Below are 16,020 nucleotides of genomic sequence, written 5' to 3' on the forward strand. Positions count from 1 at the left end.
GCTCAGGGCAGGTAGACGAGGTGCGGTGCCCCTGTGGTGGGGTGGGCGCCGATCCGCGCGCGTACGCCGTACACCTCGGCCAGCAGTTCCTCCGTCAGGACCGCCCCCGGCGGTCCTGACGCCACCACCCGCCCGGCGTCCAGGACGTACAGCCGGTCGCAGAAGGAGGCGGCGAGGTTGAGGTCGTGCAGCACCAGCAGGGCAGTGGCGGTCAGGTCCTGGACCAGGCCCAGGACGTCCAGTTGGTGCCGGATGTCCAGGTGATTGGTCGGCTCGTCGAGGGCCAGCAGGCCGGGATCCTGGACGAGCGCGCGGGCCACGAGGGCACGCTGGCGCTCGCCGCCCGACAGTTCGTCGAAGCGGCGGGCGGCCAGCGCTGCCACGCCGACCGTCTCCAGCGCCCCGGCCACCCGCCGGGCGTCACCCGGCCCGTCCTGTTCCCAGAACCGTTTGTGCGGGCTGCGCCCCATGGCCACCACCTCGCGCACGGTCAGCCCGAAGGTGCCGCTCGCGTCCTGCGGCACGACCGCGACCCGCCGGGCCCGCTCCTTGACGCCCAGCGAGGCCGCGTCCACACCGTCCAGCACCACCCGCCCGGCGGTGGGCCGCAGGGTGCCGTAAACGCAGCGCAGCAAGGTGGTCTTGCCGCTGCCGTTCGGGCCGACGACGCCGACCGTCTCACCGGGGCGGGCGGTGAGGTCGACGCCGTGCAGCAAGGTGTTCCCGTCGATCTCGTAACGTACGGCCTCGGCCCGCAGTTCCACGGCGCCCGTCCTCTCCGGGGCGGTCATCCGGTCACTCCTTCGGTGCGGCCGGAACGCCTCAGCATCCACAGGAAGAACGGGCCGCCGACCAGCGCGGTGACCACTCCGACCGGAATCTCCTCGGGCGCGGCGGCGGTACGGGCGACCAGGTCCGCCAGCGTCAGGAACACGGCCCCGCCCAGCGCGGCCACGGGCAGCAGCGCCCGGTGTCCGGCGCCGACGACCATCCGGGCGGCGTGGGGAACCATCAGCCCGACGAAACCGATCGCACCGCTGTAGGCCACCAGCACCCCGATGACAAGCGATGCCAGCACGAAGCCCGCGGCCCGGAAGCGGCCGGTGTCGAGCCCGAGCGTGTGCGCGTCCTCCTCCCCCGCGAGCAGCAGGTCCAGCGGGCGTGCGAGGCCGAGCAGCAGCCCGGTCCCGACGGCCAGGACGGCGGCGGGCAGGGCCAGTTCGTCCCAGCGGGCCCCGCCGAGCCCGCCGAGCGTCCAGAAGAGGATGGAGCGGACCTGCTCGGCCCGCGCGGACAGGACCAGCACCAGGCTGGTCAGCGCGGACAGGACGTACTGGACCGCGACCCCGGCGAGGATCAGCCGCCCGGTGGTCATGGTGCCGCCGCGCCGGGCCAGGGCGTACACCGTCACCAGGGCGCCCAGCGATCCGGCGAAGGCGGCCAGGGGCAGGGTGACGCTCGTCGCGACGCCCGCGCCGACACCGAGCACGGTGACGGCCACGGCGCCCGCCGAGGCCCCGGAGGACGCGCCGAGCAGGAACGGATCGGCCAGTTGGTTGCGTACGAGGGCTTGCAGCACCGCGCCCGTCACGGCGAGCCCGGCCCCGACGACCGCGGCGAGCAGCACGCGCGGCATCCGCACCTCCCACACGATGGAGGCGAAGGCACCCGGGCGCGGGCCGTCCAGGACGATGTCCAGCACCTGGCCGGGGGCGATCCGCACCGGCCCCAGGGCCAGGCCCGCCACCGCGCCCGCGGCGAGCGCCGCGGTGAGCAGGGTGAGGACGAGCGGGGTCCGGCGGCGGTCCGCCCTCACGCGGCGTCGGGGTGCAGCTGGCGGGCGAGGGACTCGACGGCGTCGGCGACGCGGACCCCGAGGACGGCCGAGGACAGCGGCAGGACGACGAACCGCCGGTCCCTGATCGCGGGAACCCGGGCGAGCGCCGGGTCGTTCAACAGACGCTGCTTCTTGGCTTCGACGCCCGTCCCGCCGTAGTCGTAGATCAGCACGGTCTCCGGCTTGCGTTCGATGACCTTCTCCCAGGACACGTCGCCGAAGGTGTCCTTGAGGTCGGCGAACACGTTCGTCCCGCCCGCCAGCGAGACGATCTCGTTGCCGATGCCGTTGCCGCCCGAGGTGAAGGCCGCGGTCTCGCCGGAGTCGTAGACGAAGACGGCCGGACGGGGCTTGTCCTTGACGCGTGCGGTGACGGCGTCGATGCGGCGCTGCTCGTCCTCGATCAGCCGCGCACCGCGGTCGGGCACTCCGAAGGTGCGGGCGACCTCGGTGATCTCGGTCTTCAACTGGTCGATCCGGACCGGTCCGGGGGTGCAGTACTCCACGCTGAGGCGGGTGTTGATGCCGCTCTTGCGCAGCCCCTCGCGGTCGCGGCCCTGGGACGCGTCGAAGGCGCTGGAGTACCCGCCGTAGACGAAGTCGGGGTTGGCGCCGAGCAGCAGTTCCTTCGACGGGTACTCCTTGGCCAGCACCTTGATCTTGTCGTAGGCCGGCCGGTAGGCGGGCAGGACGGCGTCGTCGATGTAGGCGGTGCCCGCCATCCGGTCCCCGAGGCCGAGGGCGAGCAGTACCTCGGTGGCGTGCTGGTTCATGCTGACGGCGCGCCGGGGCGGGGCCTGGTACGTCGTGGTCACACCGCAGTTGGTCACGGTGTACGGGAATCCCGCGCCCCCGGCGTCGGCCGCCGGCCGGGCGGCGGCGTCCCGGGCGGGCTCGTCCGGGGTGGCGCCGCAGGAGGTCAGCGATAGCAGCAGGGGCAGGGAAGCGAGCGGGGCGAGCGCGCGCAGGGCGGCACGGAAACGCGGCATGGCGAAGCCTCTCCGGGGGATCCTCGTCCCCTGGTCGAAGTGAAGAGGCGGCGCGTCAGTGTCTGACTCCCGGGACCCGCGAGGGGAAACCGGTCACAGTGGCGGGACCGTACCGGTTTCACACCGGTTTCCTGGTTCGCGCCGCCTGGGGTAACCCGGACAAGTGTGCCAGATCGGCCGTGCCGGGCTCGCGGGGCGTGCCCGGCGGGCGTTGTCAGTGGGGGCGCCTACCGTGAACTCCGTTCCCATTCGCGCTCGCTGGCTGCGGCGCTACTCGGGTGCCGCCCGTCGGACCCCCCGGGGACAGCGACCGACGGGCGGATTCCGCGCGTACACGCGAAAACCCAGGGGGAGATGACTCCCACCTGGGTTTTCGACGGACCGTTCGCCGGGCGTCCGGCGGACTCTCTTGCAGGGGCGGCAGGACTCGAACCTACGACATTTGGTTTTGGAGACCAACGCTCTACCAACTGAGCTACGCCCCTCCGCTGTCACCAGTCTGGCATGCGGCGGACGGATGATCCAATCACTTCCAGCATGTGGTCACCCGATGAGATCAGCTGCCGCGTGCGCACCGCGTTCCCACAACCAGTCCGTCACCTCGCGGGCGCCGCCGGTGTCCTGGGAGCGCGCGATGTCCAGCGGGGTCATGCCGTCGTAGCCGATCCAGTCGAGGTCGGCGCCCCGGGCGAGCAGGTAGCGGGCCGTCTCCGGGCGACCGCCGTGGCAGGCGCCCCAGAAGGCGCTCGTGATCTCGTCCGGGCCGGGCGGGCGGGGCGCCGTGAGGAACTCCTCGACCCGGTCGAGGAGTCCGAGGGCGGCCGCGTCCTGGAAGTCGGCGCGGGCGCCGTGTTCCAGGAGGCGCCGGGCGGCCCGCCACTGACCGAAGGCGCGCGCGTCGGCGAGCGGGGTGCCGCCGCCGATGACCCCGCCCGTGGCATCCACCGCGGCACCGCAGGCGACGAGGGCGTCGACGGCGGCGACGTCGTCGTTACTGGCGGCCCAGTGCAGCGGGGTCTCCTCGTGCGCCCCGACGAACCGGGCCGCCGGTCGGCGCCCGCCTCGACGAGCAGCCGGATGACGTCGGGGCCGGCCGGGTGGTGGCCCGGCCAGTCCGTGGCGATGTGCAGCAGGCTCCGCCCGCCCGCGGCCCCGCCGGCCTTGACGATGGTTTCGCGGGCCAGAGCGGGATGCGCGGCCAGGAGTTCCCGCAGCCGCGGCAGGTCCCCGGAGCGGATGGCGGCCGTGACGGCCACCGCGATCGGGTCCTCGGAATCCATCGGGCCTGCCTTCCGCCGCGCGCCGCCGCCGTGCCGGGACCAGGCTAGCGAGTCGCCCGCCGGTCACACGAGCAGAGAACGGCCCGCCCGGGGCCCCGGTTCCGTCCACCCGGGCCGGACCGCGGCCAGGACCGGCGGACCGACGGACCGACGGGCGCACGGACCAGCGGGCGCACAGACCAGCCGGCGCACGGACAGACGTACCAGCCGGTCAGGCCGGTCAGGCCGGTCAGGGCACGAGGACGATGCGCCCGCGCAGGCCGCGTGCGGCCAGGGACTCGTGGGCCGCGGCGGCTTCCGCGAACGGCATCGTCCGGGCCACCCGCAGGGTGAGACCGCCGACGTCCGCGAGCGCGGTCAGCTCGGCGAGCCGCGCCGCGTCGCTGTGCACCCGGATCTGCGAGACCCGGATCCCGCGCTCCGCTCCCGGACCCGCGCCGAGAACGCTGACGAACGCACCGCCGTCCCGCACCGCACCGATCACCGACCCGCCCAGGGCGGCCGCGTCGATCAGCCCGTCGACTCCGCCGGGAACGGCCGCGCGGATCGCGGCAGTGGGGTTCTCGGAGCGCGCGACGAAGACGTCGGCCCCGAACTCGCGCACCAGCTCCTCGTCCTGCGGCGCGGCGACGGCGACGGCCCGCAGACCGCGCGCGACCGCCAGTTCCACGAGGTAGCCGCCCACGGCGCCCGCCGCACCGGTGATCGCCACCGTGGCGCCGTCGGCCGCGCCGAGCAGGTCCAGGGCCTGCCAGGCGGTGAGTCCGTTCAGCGGGAGGGTCGCCGCCTCGACCGGACGTGCGCGGCGGGGCGCGGCGGCGACCGCCGTGGCGGGCAGGACGACGTACTCGGCGTGCGTGCCCGCCTGGGTGTCCGGCCAGTCCGACAGGCCGATCACGGCGTCGCCGACCGCGAAGCCACTGACACCGGCGCCCAGGGCGTCGATGGTGCCCGCGACATCGAGACCGGGAATGTAGTAGTCCCGTACTGGGACGCGCGAGGCCAGGGCGCCGGACCGGATCAAGGCGTCGGCGGGGTTCAACGCGGCCGCCGCGACCCGGATGCGGATCTGACCGTCCCCCGGCTCGGGGACCGGCACTTCGGCGACGCGGAGCACCTCGGGGCCACCGTATTCGGACACGATGACAGCACGCATCTTGACGTCTTCTCTCTGAAGGTGGCCTGACCGGGCCGGTCCCGGAAGGCTGTCCCTGGAACCTGTCCGACCGGCTTCTCATTCCGTCGGAGCGGCATGAGAACCCGTCATCTCGGCACCGCGACGCCGGACCGGCTCATTCCGGGCCGGGGCCCCGCCCCCGCCCCCGCCGGTGGCGGGGCGGCGCCCGGAGGGGGATGGTGGGAGGAGCCCCGCGCGTGCGGGGGGCGTCCTGTGTGCCCCGGGAGGTGGAGGCATGCGTCGTCTCTGGGCTCCGCTGGCCACGCTCGTTCTCGTCGTACCCGCCGTCCTCGGCGCGGGAAGCGGCACCGCAGACCACACCGCAGACCGCACCGGAGGTGGCACCGCGGCCGGAACGCCCACCGCGCCGGCCGCGCCGGCCGAGCGGCGGTACGTCGCCGGGCCCACCGGAGAGACCATCTCCCTGCGCGGCGACCTGCCCGGCGAACTGCTCGACGTCACCCTCCTCGCCGTGGCCGATCCGGCGGCCCCGCGCGACGCCGCCGCCACGCCGGCCCCGGACGGGCGGCTGGTCGCGGTCGAGTTCCGCCTGGAGAACACCGGTACGGCCGCCTACGCCGACGCCCCGCGCAGCGGCTCGTACCTCCTGGACACCGGCGGGGAGCGGTACTCCGGCGTGGCCGTGGCGACGACGGCCGGGGCGGGCTTCCCGGACGGGCGCTCGCTGGCGCCCGGCGCTTCCTCCACCGGCTGGGTCACCTTCCAGCTGCCGGAGGACGCCCGTCCCACGGCCGTGCAGTTCGCGCTGAACAGCGGGTCGGCCGACGACATCGGCCAGTGGAACCTCTCCTGAACGGACCCTGCGGCCGGAGCCCCTGCCTGCCCGCCGCCCTCCCGCCGCCCCCTTGACCCCGCTGGTCCAGACCAATACCTTCCGGATGCACAGCACGCGCACAGCACGGCTCAGGAGCACCACTCCCCGCATCCGCAAAGGAAGCCCATGCGCCGCAGCACGCTCGGCAGGCTGGCCGTCGCCGCCTGTTCCTTCTCCCTGCTGGCGGCCTTCGCGCCCGCCGTCGGCGCCGCCACCGCCCGTTCCGACGGCGACCTCGGCCCCGGACGCGCGTACCACCGCGTCGGCTACTTCACCCAATGGGGCGTCTACGGCCGCGACTTCCAGGTCAAGAACCTCGAAACCAGCGGCGCCGCCGCCAAGCTCACCCACATCAACTACGCCTTCGGCAACATCGGCGCGGACGGCAAGTGCTTCACCGGCAACGTCCCCGGCGAAGCCGACGCCTGGGCCGACTACGCCCGGCCGCTCGACGCCGCGGGCTCCGTCGACGGGGTGGCCGACACCTGGGACCAGCCGCTCGCCGGAAACTTCAACCAGCTGCGCGAACTGAAGGCCGAACACCCCGGCCTCAAGGCACAGATATCGCTGGGTGGTTGGAGCTGGTCCACGCACTTCTCGGACGCGGCCCGCACCCCCGCCTCGCGCAAGGCCCTCGTCCAGTCCTGCATCGACCTCTACATCAAGGGCAATCTGCCGCAGGACGGGACCCGCGGCGGCGCCGGTTCGGCCGCGGGTCTCTTCGACGGCATCGACCTCGACTGGGAGTGGCCCGGTTCCCCCGGGGACACCGACACCACCTACCGGCCGGAGGACAAGCGCAACTTCACGGCCCTGGTGCAGGAGTTCCGCAGCCAGCTGGACGCCTACGGCCGGACCCAGAAGAAGAAGTACCAGCTGACGGCCTTCGTCCCGACCGCCCCCGCCAAGATCGACGCGGGCTTCGACGTCCGCAGGATCATGCGGGACCTGGACTTCGTCACGCTCCAGGGCTACGACTTCCACGTCTCCGGCGAGAAGACCACCGCCCAGCAGTCGGCCCTGTACGCGCGGGACGACTTCAGCGTCGACGGGACGGTGGACGCCTGGCTGCGGCGCGGGGCGCCGGCGGGCAAGCTCGTGATGGGCATGCCGTTCTACGGTCAGGGGTGGACCGGGGTCACGGGCGGCGGGACCGGCATGGGCCGCCCCGCGACGGGCCCGGCCCCCGCGACCTGGTCCCCGGGTTACGAGGACTACAAGGCGCTGAAGAAGCTCGCCGATTCGGGGGCGTACACGCTCCACCGGGACCGGCGGGCGGGCAGTGCCTGGCTGTTCGACGGGACGACCCTGTGGACGTACGACGACCCGCAGGTGCTGCGCGGGAAGACGGCGTACATCCGCGAACACGGCCTGGGCGGGGCGATGTTCTGGTCGCTGGACGGGGACACCGCGGACGGCGAGCTGATGACGGCCGTGGACCAGGGTCTGCGCGGCCACTGACCCCGGGCGCCCCCGCGCCGTCCCGCGCTCGCGCCGGCGCGGGGGCCACCCGGGCCACGCACCTTCCACGCGGGGAGAATCGGCCCATGGAAGATGCGCTCATGGACAACACGACGGTACGCGCGGTCAACCGGCTCACCGAACGCTGGGCCGCGGTGGTGCGCCCCGAGGCGCGGGGCACGGTGTTCACCGCCGCCGGGGTCTGGCCGCTGCTGGCCCTGCTCGCGGACGGCGCGGACGGACCCGCCCGCGAGGAGCTGGCGCAGGCCCTCGGCATACCCGCCGGGGACGCGGCCGTGACGGCTCGCGAAATGCTGGAGGCGCTCGGCCCGATCCGCGGCCTCGAAGCGGCGGTCGGCCTGTGGACCCGGGCCGGGCTGCCCCTGGAGGAGGGGTGGCTCTCCCGGCTGCCGCAGGGCGCTCGCGGGGTGCTCACGGGAGATCCGGGCACCGATGGTCCGGTGCTCGACGGGTGGGCGTCGGAGCACACCGCCGGGCTGATCGAGCGGATGCCGGCGACCGTCACGCCCGAGGTGCTGCTGGTCCTCGCCTCCGCGCTCGCCCTGCGGGTGACCTGGGCCCGGCCGTTCGAGCCGTTGCCGATGACCGTGGGCGAAGGCCCGTGGTCCGGGCGGACGTTGCTCGGCCTGTACCGGCACACCTCCCTGCTGGACCAGGTCGGGGTGGCGCAGTCGGCCGCCGGCGCCGTCACGCTGCTGGAGGTGGAGGGCACCGACGCCATCGACGTCCACCTGGTGCTCGGCGGTCCCGCCGCGACGCCCGGCGAGGTGCTGGGCGCGGGGATCGCGGCGGTCACCGGGGCCGTGGCCGCCGTGGCCGGCAGCGCGCTGCCCGAGGGAAGTCCCGGGCCCGGCCTGGACGTGCGTACCGTGGCGGCCACGCGCCCGGAGCCGTCCCTGACGGTGAAGACGATGGCCTTCGACGTGAGCGCCGAGCACGATCTCCTCGACCACCCGCACCTGTTCGGGCTGGACACCGCGTCCGACGCCGCCTTCGGGCACTTCCCCGGGATCAGCGCCTCCCCCCTGGCCGTCGGCTCGGCGCGGCAGTCCGCGCTGGCCCGGTTCCACGCGAAGGGGTTCGAGGCCGCCGCCGTCACCGCGGTCGCCATGGCGGCGGGCAGTGGGCCGCCCGCGACTCCGTACCGCGTGCGCCACGCCGAGGTCTCGTTCCTGCGGCCCTTCGGCTTCCTCGCCGTGCACCGCCCCTCCCGTCTCGTGCTCGCGGCGGGCTGGGTGAACGAGCCCCTCGCCTACGAGAGGCCCGAGCCCTCCTGGTGAGCGCCCCCCGGGCGCGGGGCCCCTCCAGTGGAGGCCCTTCGAACAAAGGGCTCTTCAGACGGAGGGCCCCGCGCTCCGGGAGGCGCCGCCGCCGCGGTGTGCGGCGGCCAGCGCCGCCGTCTCGGTGAAGGCCGGAACGCGGCCGGTGCCGCCCCGGCCGGACACCGAGAGGGACGCGGCCGCCGCGCCGTACGCGACGGCGGCCGCGAGGGTGTCCCCCAGGGCGAGCCGGGCGGTGGTGGTGCCGGTGAAGCAGTCCCCCGCGCCGGTCGCGTCGACCGGCCTCGGGTTGACGGGGACGGAGTGGTACGCGGCCCCCGTACCGTCGTGCAGCAGCAGCCGGTCCGCACCCGCGGTGACGGCCACCGCGCGGGCTCCCAGGGCGCGGTAGCGGTCGGCGGCGAGGAGCGGGTCGTCGGTGTCGACCAGGGCCCGCGCGTCGGCCGGGCAGGAGGTCTTGAGCAGCCCGGTCAGCGGGGCGATCCGGGCCAGCAGCTCCCGCGCCTCCCGCCGACCGGTCAGCCGGGAGCGGAAGTTGGGATCGTAGGAGACGTGCCCGCCCGCGCCGTGCACCGCCGCCGCGGCGGCCAGGACCGCGTCGCGGCTGCCGGGTGAGAGGGCGCCGGTGATCCCGCTGGTGATCAGGGACTTCGCACCGGTGAGCAGGGCGCGCCAGGAGTCGACGTGCCCCTCGGAGAGGGTGGATCCGGCGCTGTGGGTGCGCCAGTACACGAACTCCCGGTCGCCTTCGGTGTCGGCGGACAGCAGGTAGGCGCCGTTCGGCCGGGGCGCGCGCCGCACGTGGGCGGTGTCGATGCCGAGGGCCGCCGCCCGCTCCAGGAGGGGCACGCTCAGCTCGTCCTCACCGACGACGGCGAGCAGCGCCGTACGGGCTCCGGCGGCGACGGCGGCCGCCGCGGCGTTCAGGGCGTCGCCGGAGTAGGAGATACGGGCGCGCGTGCCGTCGGCCGCACCGCGCAGGGCGGTGTCCGCGTGGATCTCGACGAGGACCTCCCCGAGGACGAGGACGTCGTACCCGGCGCTCCCTGCGGGGGCCGCGGCGCCCGCGCCGGTGCCCGCGCCCGCGCCCGTGCCCGTGCCCGCGGCCATCTCAGCGCTCGCCTTCGCAGTCGGCGCACGGCACGGCCAGGTCGGCGAAGACGGCCGCCAGCTCCGCCGGGTCGTCCGGGAGCCCGCTCCCGATGCCGACGGCGGTCGCACCCGCGGCGAGCCACTCGCGCACCTCGGCGGGGGCGATGCCCCCGGTGGGGACGATCACCGCGTCCGGGAGGACCGCCGTGAGGGAGCGGAGGAAGCGCGTGCCGCCGACGTGGGCGGGGAAGACCTTGGCGGCGCCCGCGCGGCGGACGGCCGAGGCGATCTCCGCCGGGGTGAACCCTCCCTCGACGAAGGCGGCGCCGTGCCGGTCGGCGACCGCGCGGACCTCGGGGGCGGGATAGGGGGAGACGAGGAAGGCGGCGCCCGCCGCGAGGGCCGCCTCGGCCTGCCCGGCGGTGGTCACGGTGCCGACCCCGATCAGGGCGCGGCGGCCGCGGGCGTCGGCCAGCGGCGCGGTGCGGGCGACGGCCTCGGCCCAGCCCGGGGTGGTGGTGGTCAGTTCCACGACGCGGCAGCCCGCCGCGAGCAGGGCCCCGGTCCGCCGGACGGCTTCGTCCGCGCCGGCGTCGCGCAGCACCGGCAGCAGGCGCTGGGCGGCCATCGCCGCGTACGGATGGCAGGACGAGGGGGGCACGGGGGGCAGGGGGCGCACGGGATACAAAGGACCCTCCCATTTGTTCCACGTAGTGGAACGAGGTATCGTGTACCGGAACTTCCTGTCGCGGACTGTACACATTCCTGGAGATCGCTTGTCAACGTCGGCCCAAGGAACAGACGGACCGGCCCGCGGCGGCGTCGGCGGGCGCACCTCCGCCGCGGGCACGGCCCTGGAGAAGTCGATGCGCGTCCTGGAGGCCGTGGCGACCCCGGGCGGCCCGCACCGGCTCACCGACGTGATGGCGGCGGCCGCGGTCCCGAAGTCGAGCACGCACCGGATCCTGGCCTCGCTGATCGAGCAGGGCTTCGTCCGCGGGGAGGGCGACGGGCGCTACGGCGTGGGCCCGCGGCTGCGCGGCCTCGCCTCGATCGTCAGCGGCGGCGAACCGCCGAGCATCGGCCGCACCCTGGCCGAACTCCAGCGGGCCACCGGCGGCCACGCCGTCCACCTCGCCCTGCACAGCGGGGAGACGATCACCTACATCCGGAAGCTGGAGAGCGACCGTCCGTTCCGGACGGCCTCCCGCGTCGGCATGCGGATGCCGCTGCACACCACGGCCATCGGGAAGAGCATCCTGGCGGGGCTGCCCGCCGAGGAGGTGCGGGAGCTGATCGCGGCCACCGGTCTGCCGCGCCGCACCCCGCGCACCCTGACGACCCCCGAGGCGCTCGCGGCGGAGCTGGACGTGGTCCGCGCCCGGGGGTTCGCCCTGGACGACGAGGAGAACGAGCCCACCATCCGCTGCGTCGGGGCCGCGGTCCTGGACCCGGCGGGCCGCCCGGTCGGCGGGGTCAGCGTCACCACCGTGACCTTCCTCGTCACGCGCGAGGAGATCGAGGCGTACGCCCCGGCGCTGCGCGCCGCGACACTGGCCCTGGCCCCCCTGCTGTGAGCCGCCACCGGAGGACCGTTCGGGGGGGCCGGTGCGCCCCCCGCCCCCTTGTGCGAGAGAGTGCTCACGGATAAGTGTTCCGATAAGTGTTATCGGGGCCCCGCTCGGCGGTCTCCCAGGTATTGGGCACCATCGACCGCCGGTACGGACAGGGATCAACACATGAGTACTCAGCACACCGCAGAGCTGGTGTCGGCCGCCCGCGCGGGCGACGCCCGGGCGCAGGACGAGCTCGTCGGCGCGCACCTGCCGCTCGTCTACAACATCGTCGGGCGGGCGCTGAACGGCAGCGTGGACGTGGACGACGTGGTCCAGGACACCATGCTCCGCGCCCTCGACGGGCTGGACGGGCTGCGCTCCGACGACAGCTTCCGGTCGTGGCTGGTGGCCATCGCGATGAACCGGGTCCGGGCGCACTGGCAGGCCCGCAGCACCGGCCCCGACGCGAGCGGCCTGGAGGCGGCGCGGGAACTCGCCGACCCCGGCGCCGACTTCGTGGACCTGACCGTCGTCCAGCTGAACCTCACCGGCCAGCGGCGCGAGACGGCCCGGGCCACGCGCTGGCTGGAGCCGGACGACCGGGCGCTGCTGTCGCTGTGGTGGCTGGAGTGCGCCGGGGAGCTGACCCGGGCGGAGGTCGCGGCGGCGCTGGAGCTGTCCCCGCAGCACACCGCGGTGCGCGTGCAGCGGATGAAGGCGCAGCTGGAGTCGGCGCGGGTGGTCGAGCGGGCGCTGGACGCCCAGCCGCCCTGCGACGCGCTGCGGTCCGTGGCGGCCGGCTGGGACGGGCTGCCGTCGGCGCTGTGGCGCAAGCGAATAGCCCGGCACGCGCGCGAGTGCCTGCGCTGCGCCGGGCTGTGGAACGGTCTGGTCCCGGCCGAGGGGCTGCTGGCCGGGCTGGCCCTGGTCCCCGTCTCGGCAGCGGTCCTGGCCGCGGTCCACGAGGCGAGCGCGGCGCCGGCCGCCTTCGCGTACGACGCCCCCGCGCCCGGCGCCGGCAAGGCCCCCGGGGCCCACGCGGCCGGTGCCCACGCGGCCGGTGCCCGCGGTGACGCGGGCCGGGGTGCCTCGCGCAAGCGCCGGCGCACGCGCCGCAGGGTCATCGCGGGCGGCGTGGTCGTCGCGTGCATGGCCGGTGGCGGGGCGCTCTACCTCGGGATGCCGGGGTCGGGCGAGACCACGAGCACCGCCGCGGCTCCCGGAACGCCGCTGGCCGCGCTCTCCACGGCCGGGGCGGCCACCCCGTCCGCCTCCGGCTCGCCGTCGCCCTCCGCGTCGGCGTCCGCGTCGCCCTCGCCGTCGGCCTCCGCGTCGCCTTCCGCCTCCCCCTCGCCCTCCGCGTCGAAGTCCGCGAGCGCGGACGACGAGAGCGCGAAGCCCGCTCCGCGTTCCTCCGCTCCGCGTCCGGCGGCCGCCGCGCCCCAGGGGACCGTGGCCCAGGTGATCGCGCTGGTCAACAACGAGCGTTCGGCGGCCGGGTGCGGACCGCTCAAGGACAACTCCCAGCTGCGCGCCGCCGCCCAGAACCACTCCGACGACATGGCCGACCGGAACTTCTTCGCGCACACCAACCCGGACGGCGCCGACCCGGGGCAGCGGATCACCGCCGCCGGGTACAGCTGGTCGACGTACGGCGAGAACATCGCGATGGGCCAGCAGACGCCCGCCTCCGTCATGGACTCCTGGATGAAGAGCCCGGGGCACCGCGCGAACATCCTCAACTGCTCGTTCAAGGAGATCGGGGTGGGCGTGCGCCAGGGGGCGGGCGGACCGTGGTGGACCCAGGACTTCGGCGCCCGGTGACCCGTACGGCGTAGGACGGGAGCAGGACAGGCGCAGTACGGGCGCAGTACGGGCGCAGGACAGGAGCAGGACGCCGCTCGAAGACCGCTCGATGACACCCCCCGCGCGGGCACTGAATGCTTCAATCTCGGGGCAGGATAGTGACTGGAGCCAAATGGGCTGATCAGACGGGGCGAGTGGAGTAGAGCGGATGGCACGGAAGGTCCTGCGCCCGCATCAGCGCGAGGCCGTCGACGCCGTCGTGCGGGCGTTGGAGCTGCCCGCGGACGGGCCGGTGCCCGAGGCCGGGCTGCGCACCCAGGTCATCATGGCCACCGGTTCCGGGAAATCCCTCGTGGCCGTCCGCTCCGCCGAGGCGCTGGCGGCCGACCGGGTGCTGGTCCTGGTGCCCTCGCTCGACCTGCTGGTGCAGACCGTCGCGGCCTGGCGGGAGGGCGGTCGCACCGGGCGCTTCCTCGCGGTGTGTTCGCTGCGCGGGGCGGAGGCGGGCGTGCCCAGCACCACCGATCCGCGGCGGATCGCCGAATGGTGCCGGCCGGTGCGGCGCGTCACGGTCTTCGCCACCTACGCCTCCCTGGGGCTCGGCATCCTCGAACGGGCACATCTCGCCGGACTGCCGGCCTGGGACCTGATCGTGGTCGACGAGGCCCACCGTACGTCCGGACGGATCGGCAAACCGTGGGCCGTGGTGCACGACAACACCCGGATCCCGGCCGTCCGCAGGCTGTACATGACCGCGACGCCCCGGATCTGGCAGGACCCCGAGAGCGAGGGGGAGAGCGGGGAGGACGAGGGCACCGAGGGCGCGGCCGGGCCCCGGCGCGCCCGCGGCCGGGGGCCCGGCGGGGCGCTGGTCGCCTCGATGGAGGACGACCCGGACGGGCCGTTCGGCGCGCGCTGCCACACCCTGACCCTGTCCGAGGCCATCGACCGGGGCATCTGCGCCCCGTACCGGGTGGTGTGCGTCGACGTCAGCGATCCGCAGTTCCAGGCGGCGGTGCTGCTCGGGCCGCAGGGGCGCTCGGACGCGGTGCGCGGGGCCCGGCTGGCCGCGCTGCAGACCGCGCTGGTGAAGGCGGCCGCCGACCAGGGCTTCCGGCGGACCCTGGTCTTCCACCACCTGACCAAGGAGGCCGAGGCGTTCGCTGCGGGTCTGCCCGCGGTGGCGGCGCGGCTGCGGATGGCGAGCCGGGCCCCGCGCCCGGTGTACCCGCGGACCGTCTGGGCGGACTGGCTGGGCGGGCAGCACCCGGCGGCGCACCGGCGGCGGGTGCTCGACGCCTTCGCGGCGGACCGGATCGCGGAGAAGGCCTTCCTCGGCAGCGTCCGGGTGCTCGGCGAAGGGGTCGACACCAAGGAGTGCGACTCCGTGTACTGGGCGGACGTGCGCGACTCGATGCCGGACCTCGTGCAGGCGGTGGGGCGGGCGCTGCGGATCCGGCCGGGCGAGGGGAAGGTCGCCTCGCTGGTGGTGCCGGTGCTGCTGGGGCCGGACGAGACGCCGGAGACGATGCTGACCTCGCGGGCCTACGGGAGCCTGGCGCGGCTGCTGGAGGCGCTACGGGCCCACGACAGCAGGCTCGTGGAGGCGCTGGCCCAGCCGCAGCGGCCGAGCAGGGCGCCCGGCCCGGCGGGGACGGCCGCGGCGGGCGGGGCGGCGGGGGGCGGGGCCGCGGGGCTGCTGAGCTTCTCCACTCCCCGCGATCCGGCGCTGCTGGCCGCCTTCATCCGGCTGCGGGTGCTGCATCCCGAGCACGAGCACTGGCGGCGCGGGATCGCGGCCGCCGGGATCTACGCGGCTTCGACGGGCGACCTGAAGGTGCCGTTCGGGTTCAGGGCGCCGGCGGCCGGGGGCGAGTGGCCGCCGGGGCTCGCCCGCTTCCCGCTCGGGCAGTGGATCTCGGACGCGCGGCGCGCGTACCGCCGGGGCGCCCTGGGCAGGCAGCGGACCGCGGAGCTGGACGCGCTCGGGATGGTGTGGAGCGCCTTCGACGTGGCTTTCGAGGAGGGGCTGGCCGCGGCCCGCGCGTGGGCCGCGGCGCACGGCCATCTCCTGCCGCCGGTGGACGCCACCTGGGAGGGCTCCCCGGTCGGGGTCTGGGTCAAGAACCAGCGTGCCGCGGCCCGTCGCGAGGGGCCGGGCGCGCTGTCCGAGGAGCGCCGGGAGGCGCTGGAGGACATCGACCCGGGCTGGTGCCCTGACTGGGACATCTCCTGGCAGCGGGCCTACCGGCTGACCCGGATGCGGCTGGAGGCGGGCGGCTCGCTGCCGATGGCGCCCGGGGAGGCGCGGGTGCAGGGCGAGGACCTCGGGCTGTGGGTGCGGACCCAGCGCCTCGGCTGGGACCGGCTGACCGGGGCGCAGCGGTGGCTGCTGGAGCACACCCTGGGGACGGGCCCGGCCGATGAGTCCGAACGCCCCCGGCCGCGGCGGCCGCACGGCGACGCGTGGGCGGCGAACCTGGCCGCCGCCCGCCGGTTCCGCGAGCGGGAGGGCCACTTGCGGGTACCGCGCACCCATGTCGAGCCACTGGGCGGGGAGGCGGTGCGGCTGGGCTCGTGGATCGCCAACCAACGCTCCCGCGCGTCCTCCCTGACGCCGGAGCGCCGCTCGGCCCTGTCGGAACTGGGCATGCGCTGGGCGTCCTGAGCGGGGCCTGCCCCGGGC

The 16,020-nt window shown here is 75.2% G+C and carries 13 protein-coding genes, 1 tRNA gene, 1 pseudogene and 1 riboswitch; of the genes and pseudogenes, 6 read left to right on the forward strand and 9 right to left on the reverse strand.

The genetic code is table 11. The features are described 5' to 3' along the window. Positions 1-2: 2 nt before the first annotated feature. From ABT084_RS07580 to ABT084_RS07605, 7 genes and pseudogenes are all read right to left on the reverse strand, one after another. Positions 3-791 (reverse strand): ABC transporter ATP-binding protein, encoded by a 789-nt coding sequence (locus tag ABT084_RS07580; protein ID WP_351039129.1) that lies wholly within the window; start codon positions 789-791, stop codon positions 3-5. Next, positions 788-1,816, reverse strand: coding sequence for a FecCD family ABC transporter permease (locus tag ABT084_RS07585; protein ID WP_351039132.1), 1,029 nt, complete (start codon positions 1,814-1,816; stop codon positions 788-790). Before ABT084_RS07585 ends, ABT084_RS07580 begins: the two co-directional genes overlap by 4 nt. After that, entirely contained in the window at positions 1,813-2,826 is a 1,014-nt protein-coding gene (locus ABT084_RS07590; RefSeq protein WP_351039135.1) for an ABC transporter substrate-binding protein, read from the reverse strand. The genes ABT084_RS07585 and ABT084_RS07590 overlap by 4 nt, the downstream gene beginning before the upstream one ends. Before the next feature lie 36 nt (positions 2,827-2,862). Further along, positions 2,863-3,001: riboswitch (cobalamin riboswitch) on the reverse strand. 237 nt (positions 3,002-3,238) lie between these two features. After that, positions 3,239-3,311: transfer RNA gene (locus ABT084_RS07595), tRNA-Trp, on the reverse strand. Positions 3,312-3,369: 58 nt separating this feature from the next. Beyond that, positions 3,370-3,771: an ankyrin repeat domain-containing protein gene (locus ABT084_RS37960; RefSeq protein ID WP_502968864.1), complete on the reverse strand. Its 402-nt coding sequence runs from the start codon at positions 3,769-3,771 to the stop codon at positions 3,370-3,372. A 27-nt stretch (positions 3,772-3,798) separates the two neighbouring features. Then, positions 3,799-4,266: pseudogene (locus ABT084_RS37965) on the reverse strand (hypothetical protein); the annotation flags it as partial. A 69-nt stretch (positions 4,267-4,335) separates the two neighbouring features. Beyond that, entirely contained in the window at positions 4,336-5,262 is a 927-nt protein-coding gene (locus ABT084_RS07605) for an NADP-dependent oxidoreductase (RefSeq protein ID WP_351039140.1), read from the reverse strand. Positions 5,263-5,518: 256 nt separating this feature from the next. On the opposite strand from ABT084_RS07605, the gene ABT084_RS07610 reads away from it, so the two are divergent. The 3 genes from ABT084_RS07610 (at position 5,519) to ABT084_RS07620 (ending at position 8,880) form a co-directional block, all read left to right on the forward strand. Then, entirely contained in the window at positions 5,519-6,097 is a 579-nt protein-coding gene (locus ABT084_RS07610; protein WP_351039142.1) for a DUF4352 domain-containing protein, read from the forward strand. Positions 6,098-6,244: 147 nt separating this feature from the next. Continuing rightward, positions 6,245-7,579 (forward strand): glycoside hydrolase family 18 protein, encoded by a 1,335-nt coding sequence (locus ABT084_RS07615; protein ID WP_351039144.1) that lies wholly within the window; start codon positions 6,245-6,247, stop codon positions 7,577-7,579. A gap of 86 nt (positions 7,580-7,665) precedes the next feature. Next, positions 7,666-8,880, forward strand: a complete 1,215-nt coding sequence (locus ABT084_RS07620; protein ID WP_351039146.1) for a serpin family protein — start codon at positions 7,666-7,668, stop codon at positions 8,878-8,880. A gap of 54 nt (positions 8,881-8,934) precedes the next feature. On the opposite strand, the gene ABT084_RS07625 is transcribed toward ABT084_RS07620, so the two are convergent. Together ABT084_RS07625 and ABT084_RS07630 are read right to left on the reverse strand one after the other, a co-directional pair. Next, a complete protein-coding gene (locus ABT084_RS07625) occupies positions 8,935-9,990 on the reverse strand; it encodes a PfkB family carbohydrate kinase (protein WP_351039149.1) in 1,056 nt (351 codons plus the stop codon). Between the two features lies 1 nt (position 9,991). Further along, the gene (locus tag ABT084_RS07630) at positions 9,992-10,633 is read right to left on the reverse strand and encodes a bifunctional 4-hydroxy-2-oxoglutarate aldolase/2-dehydro-3-deoxy-phosphogluconate aldolase (RefSeq protein WP_351039152.1); all 642 of its coding nucleotides are present in this window, start codon (positions 10,631-10,633) and stop codon (positions 9,992-9,994) included. A gap of 115 nt (positions 10,634-10,748) precedes the next feature. Here ABT084_RS07630 and ABT084_RS07635 point away from each other — a divergent pair, with 115 nt between their 5' ends. The 3 genes from ABT084_RS07635 (at position 10,749) to ABT084_RS07645 (ending at position 16,002) form a co-directional block, all read left to right on the forward strand. Next, positions 10,749-11,549: an IclR family transcriptional regulator gene (locus tag ABT084_RS07635; RefSeq protein WP_351039154.1), complete on the forward strand. Its 801-nt coding sequence runs from the start codon at positions 10,749-10,751 to the stop codon at positions 11,547-11,549. A gap of 162 nt (positions 11,550-11,711) precedes the next feature. Further along, on the forward strand, positions 11,712-13,352 hold the full coding sequence (locus tag ABT084_RS07640; protein WP_351039157.1) for a sigma-70 family RNA polymerase sigma factor: 1,641 nt from the start codon (positions 11,712-11,714) through the stop codon (positions 13,350-13,352). A 190-nt stretch (positions 13,353-13,542) separates the two neighbouring features. After that, the gene (locus ABT084_RS07645) at positions 13,543-16,002 is read left to right on the forward strand and encodes a DEAD/DEAH box helicase (protein WP_351039160.1); all 2,460 of its coding nucleotides are present in this window, start codon (positions 13,543-13,545) and stop codon (positions 16,000-16,002) included. Positions 16,003-16,020 lie beyond the last annotated feature (18 nt).

Source organism: Streptomyces sp. NPDC002138, assembly GCF_040296485.1.
In the GTDB taxonomy this organism is placed as follows: domain Bacteria; phylum Actinomycetota; class Actinomycetes; order Streptomycetales; family Streptomycetaceae; genus Streptomyces.

Coding starts and splice junctions, on each gene's coding strand:
- ABT084_RS07580 (WP_351039129.1), bottom strand. CDS start 791: ATGACCGCCCCGGAGAGGACGGGCGCCGTGGAACTGCGGGCCGAGGCC.
- ABT084_RS07590 (WP_351039135.1), bottom strand. CDS start 2,826: ATGCCGCGTTTCCGTGCCGCCCTGCGCGCGCTCGCCCCGCTCGCTTCC.
- ABT084_RS07605 (WP_351039140.1), bottom strand. CDS start 5,262: ATGCGTGCTGTCATCGTGTCCGAATACGGTGGCCCCGAGGTGCTCCGC.
- ABT084_RS07610 (WP_351039142.1), top strand. CDS start 5,519: ATGCGTCGTCTCTGGGCTCCGCTGGCCACGCTCGTTCTCGTCGTACCC.
- ABT084_RS07615 (WP_351039144.1), top strand. CDS start 6,245: ATGCGCCGCAGCACGCTCGGCAGGCTGGCCGTCGCCGCCTGTTCCTTC.
- ABT084_RS07620 (WP_351039146.1), top strand. CDS start 7,666: ATGGAAGATGCGCTCATGGACAACACGACGGTACGCGCGGTCAACCGG.
- ABT084_RS07625 (WP_351039149.1), bottom strand. CDS start 9,990: ATGGCCGCGGGCACGGGCACGGGCGCGGGCGCGGGCACCGGCGCGGGC.
- ABT084_RS07640 (WP_351039157.1), top strand. CDS start 11,712: ATGAGTACTCAGCACACCGCAGAGCTGGTGTCGGCCGCCCGCGCGGGC.
- ABT084_RS07645 (WP_351039160.1), top strand. CDS start 13,543: ATGGCACGGAAGGTCCTGCGCCCGCATCAGCGCGAGGCCGTCGACGCC.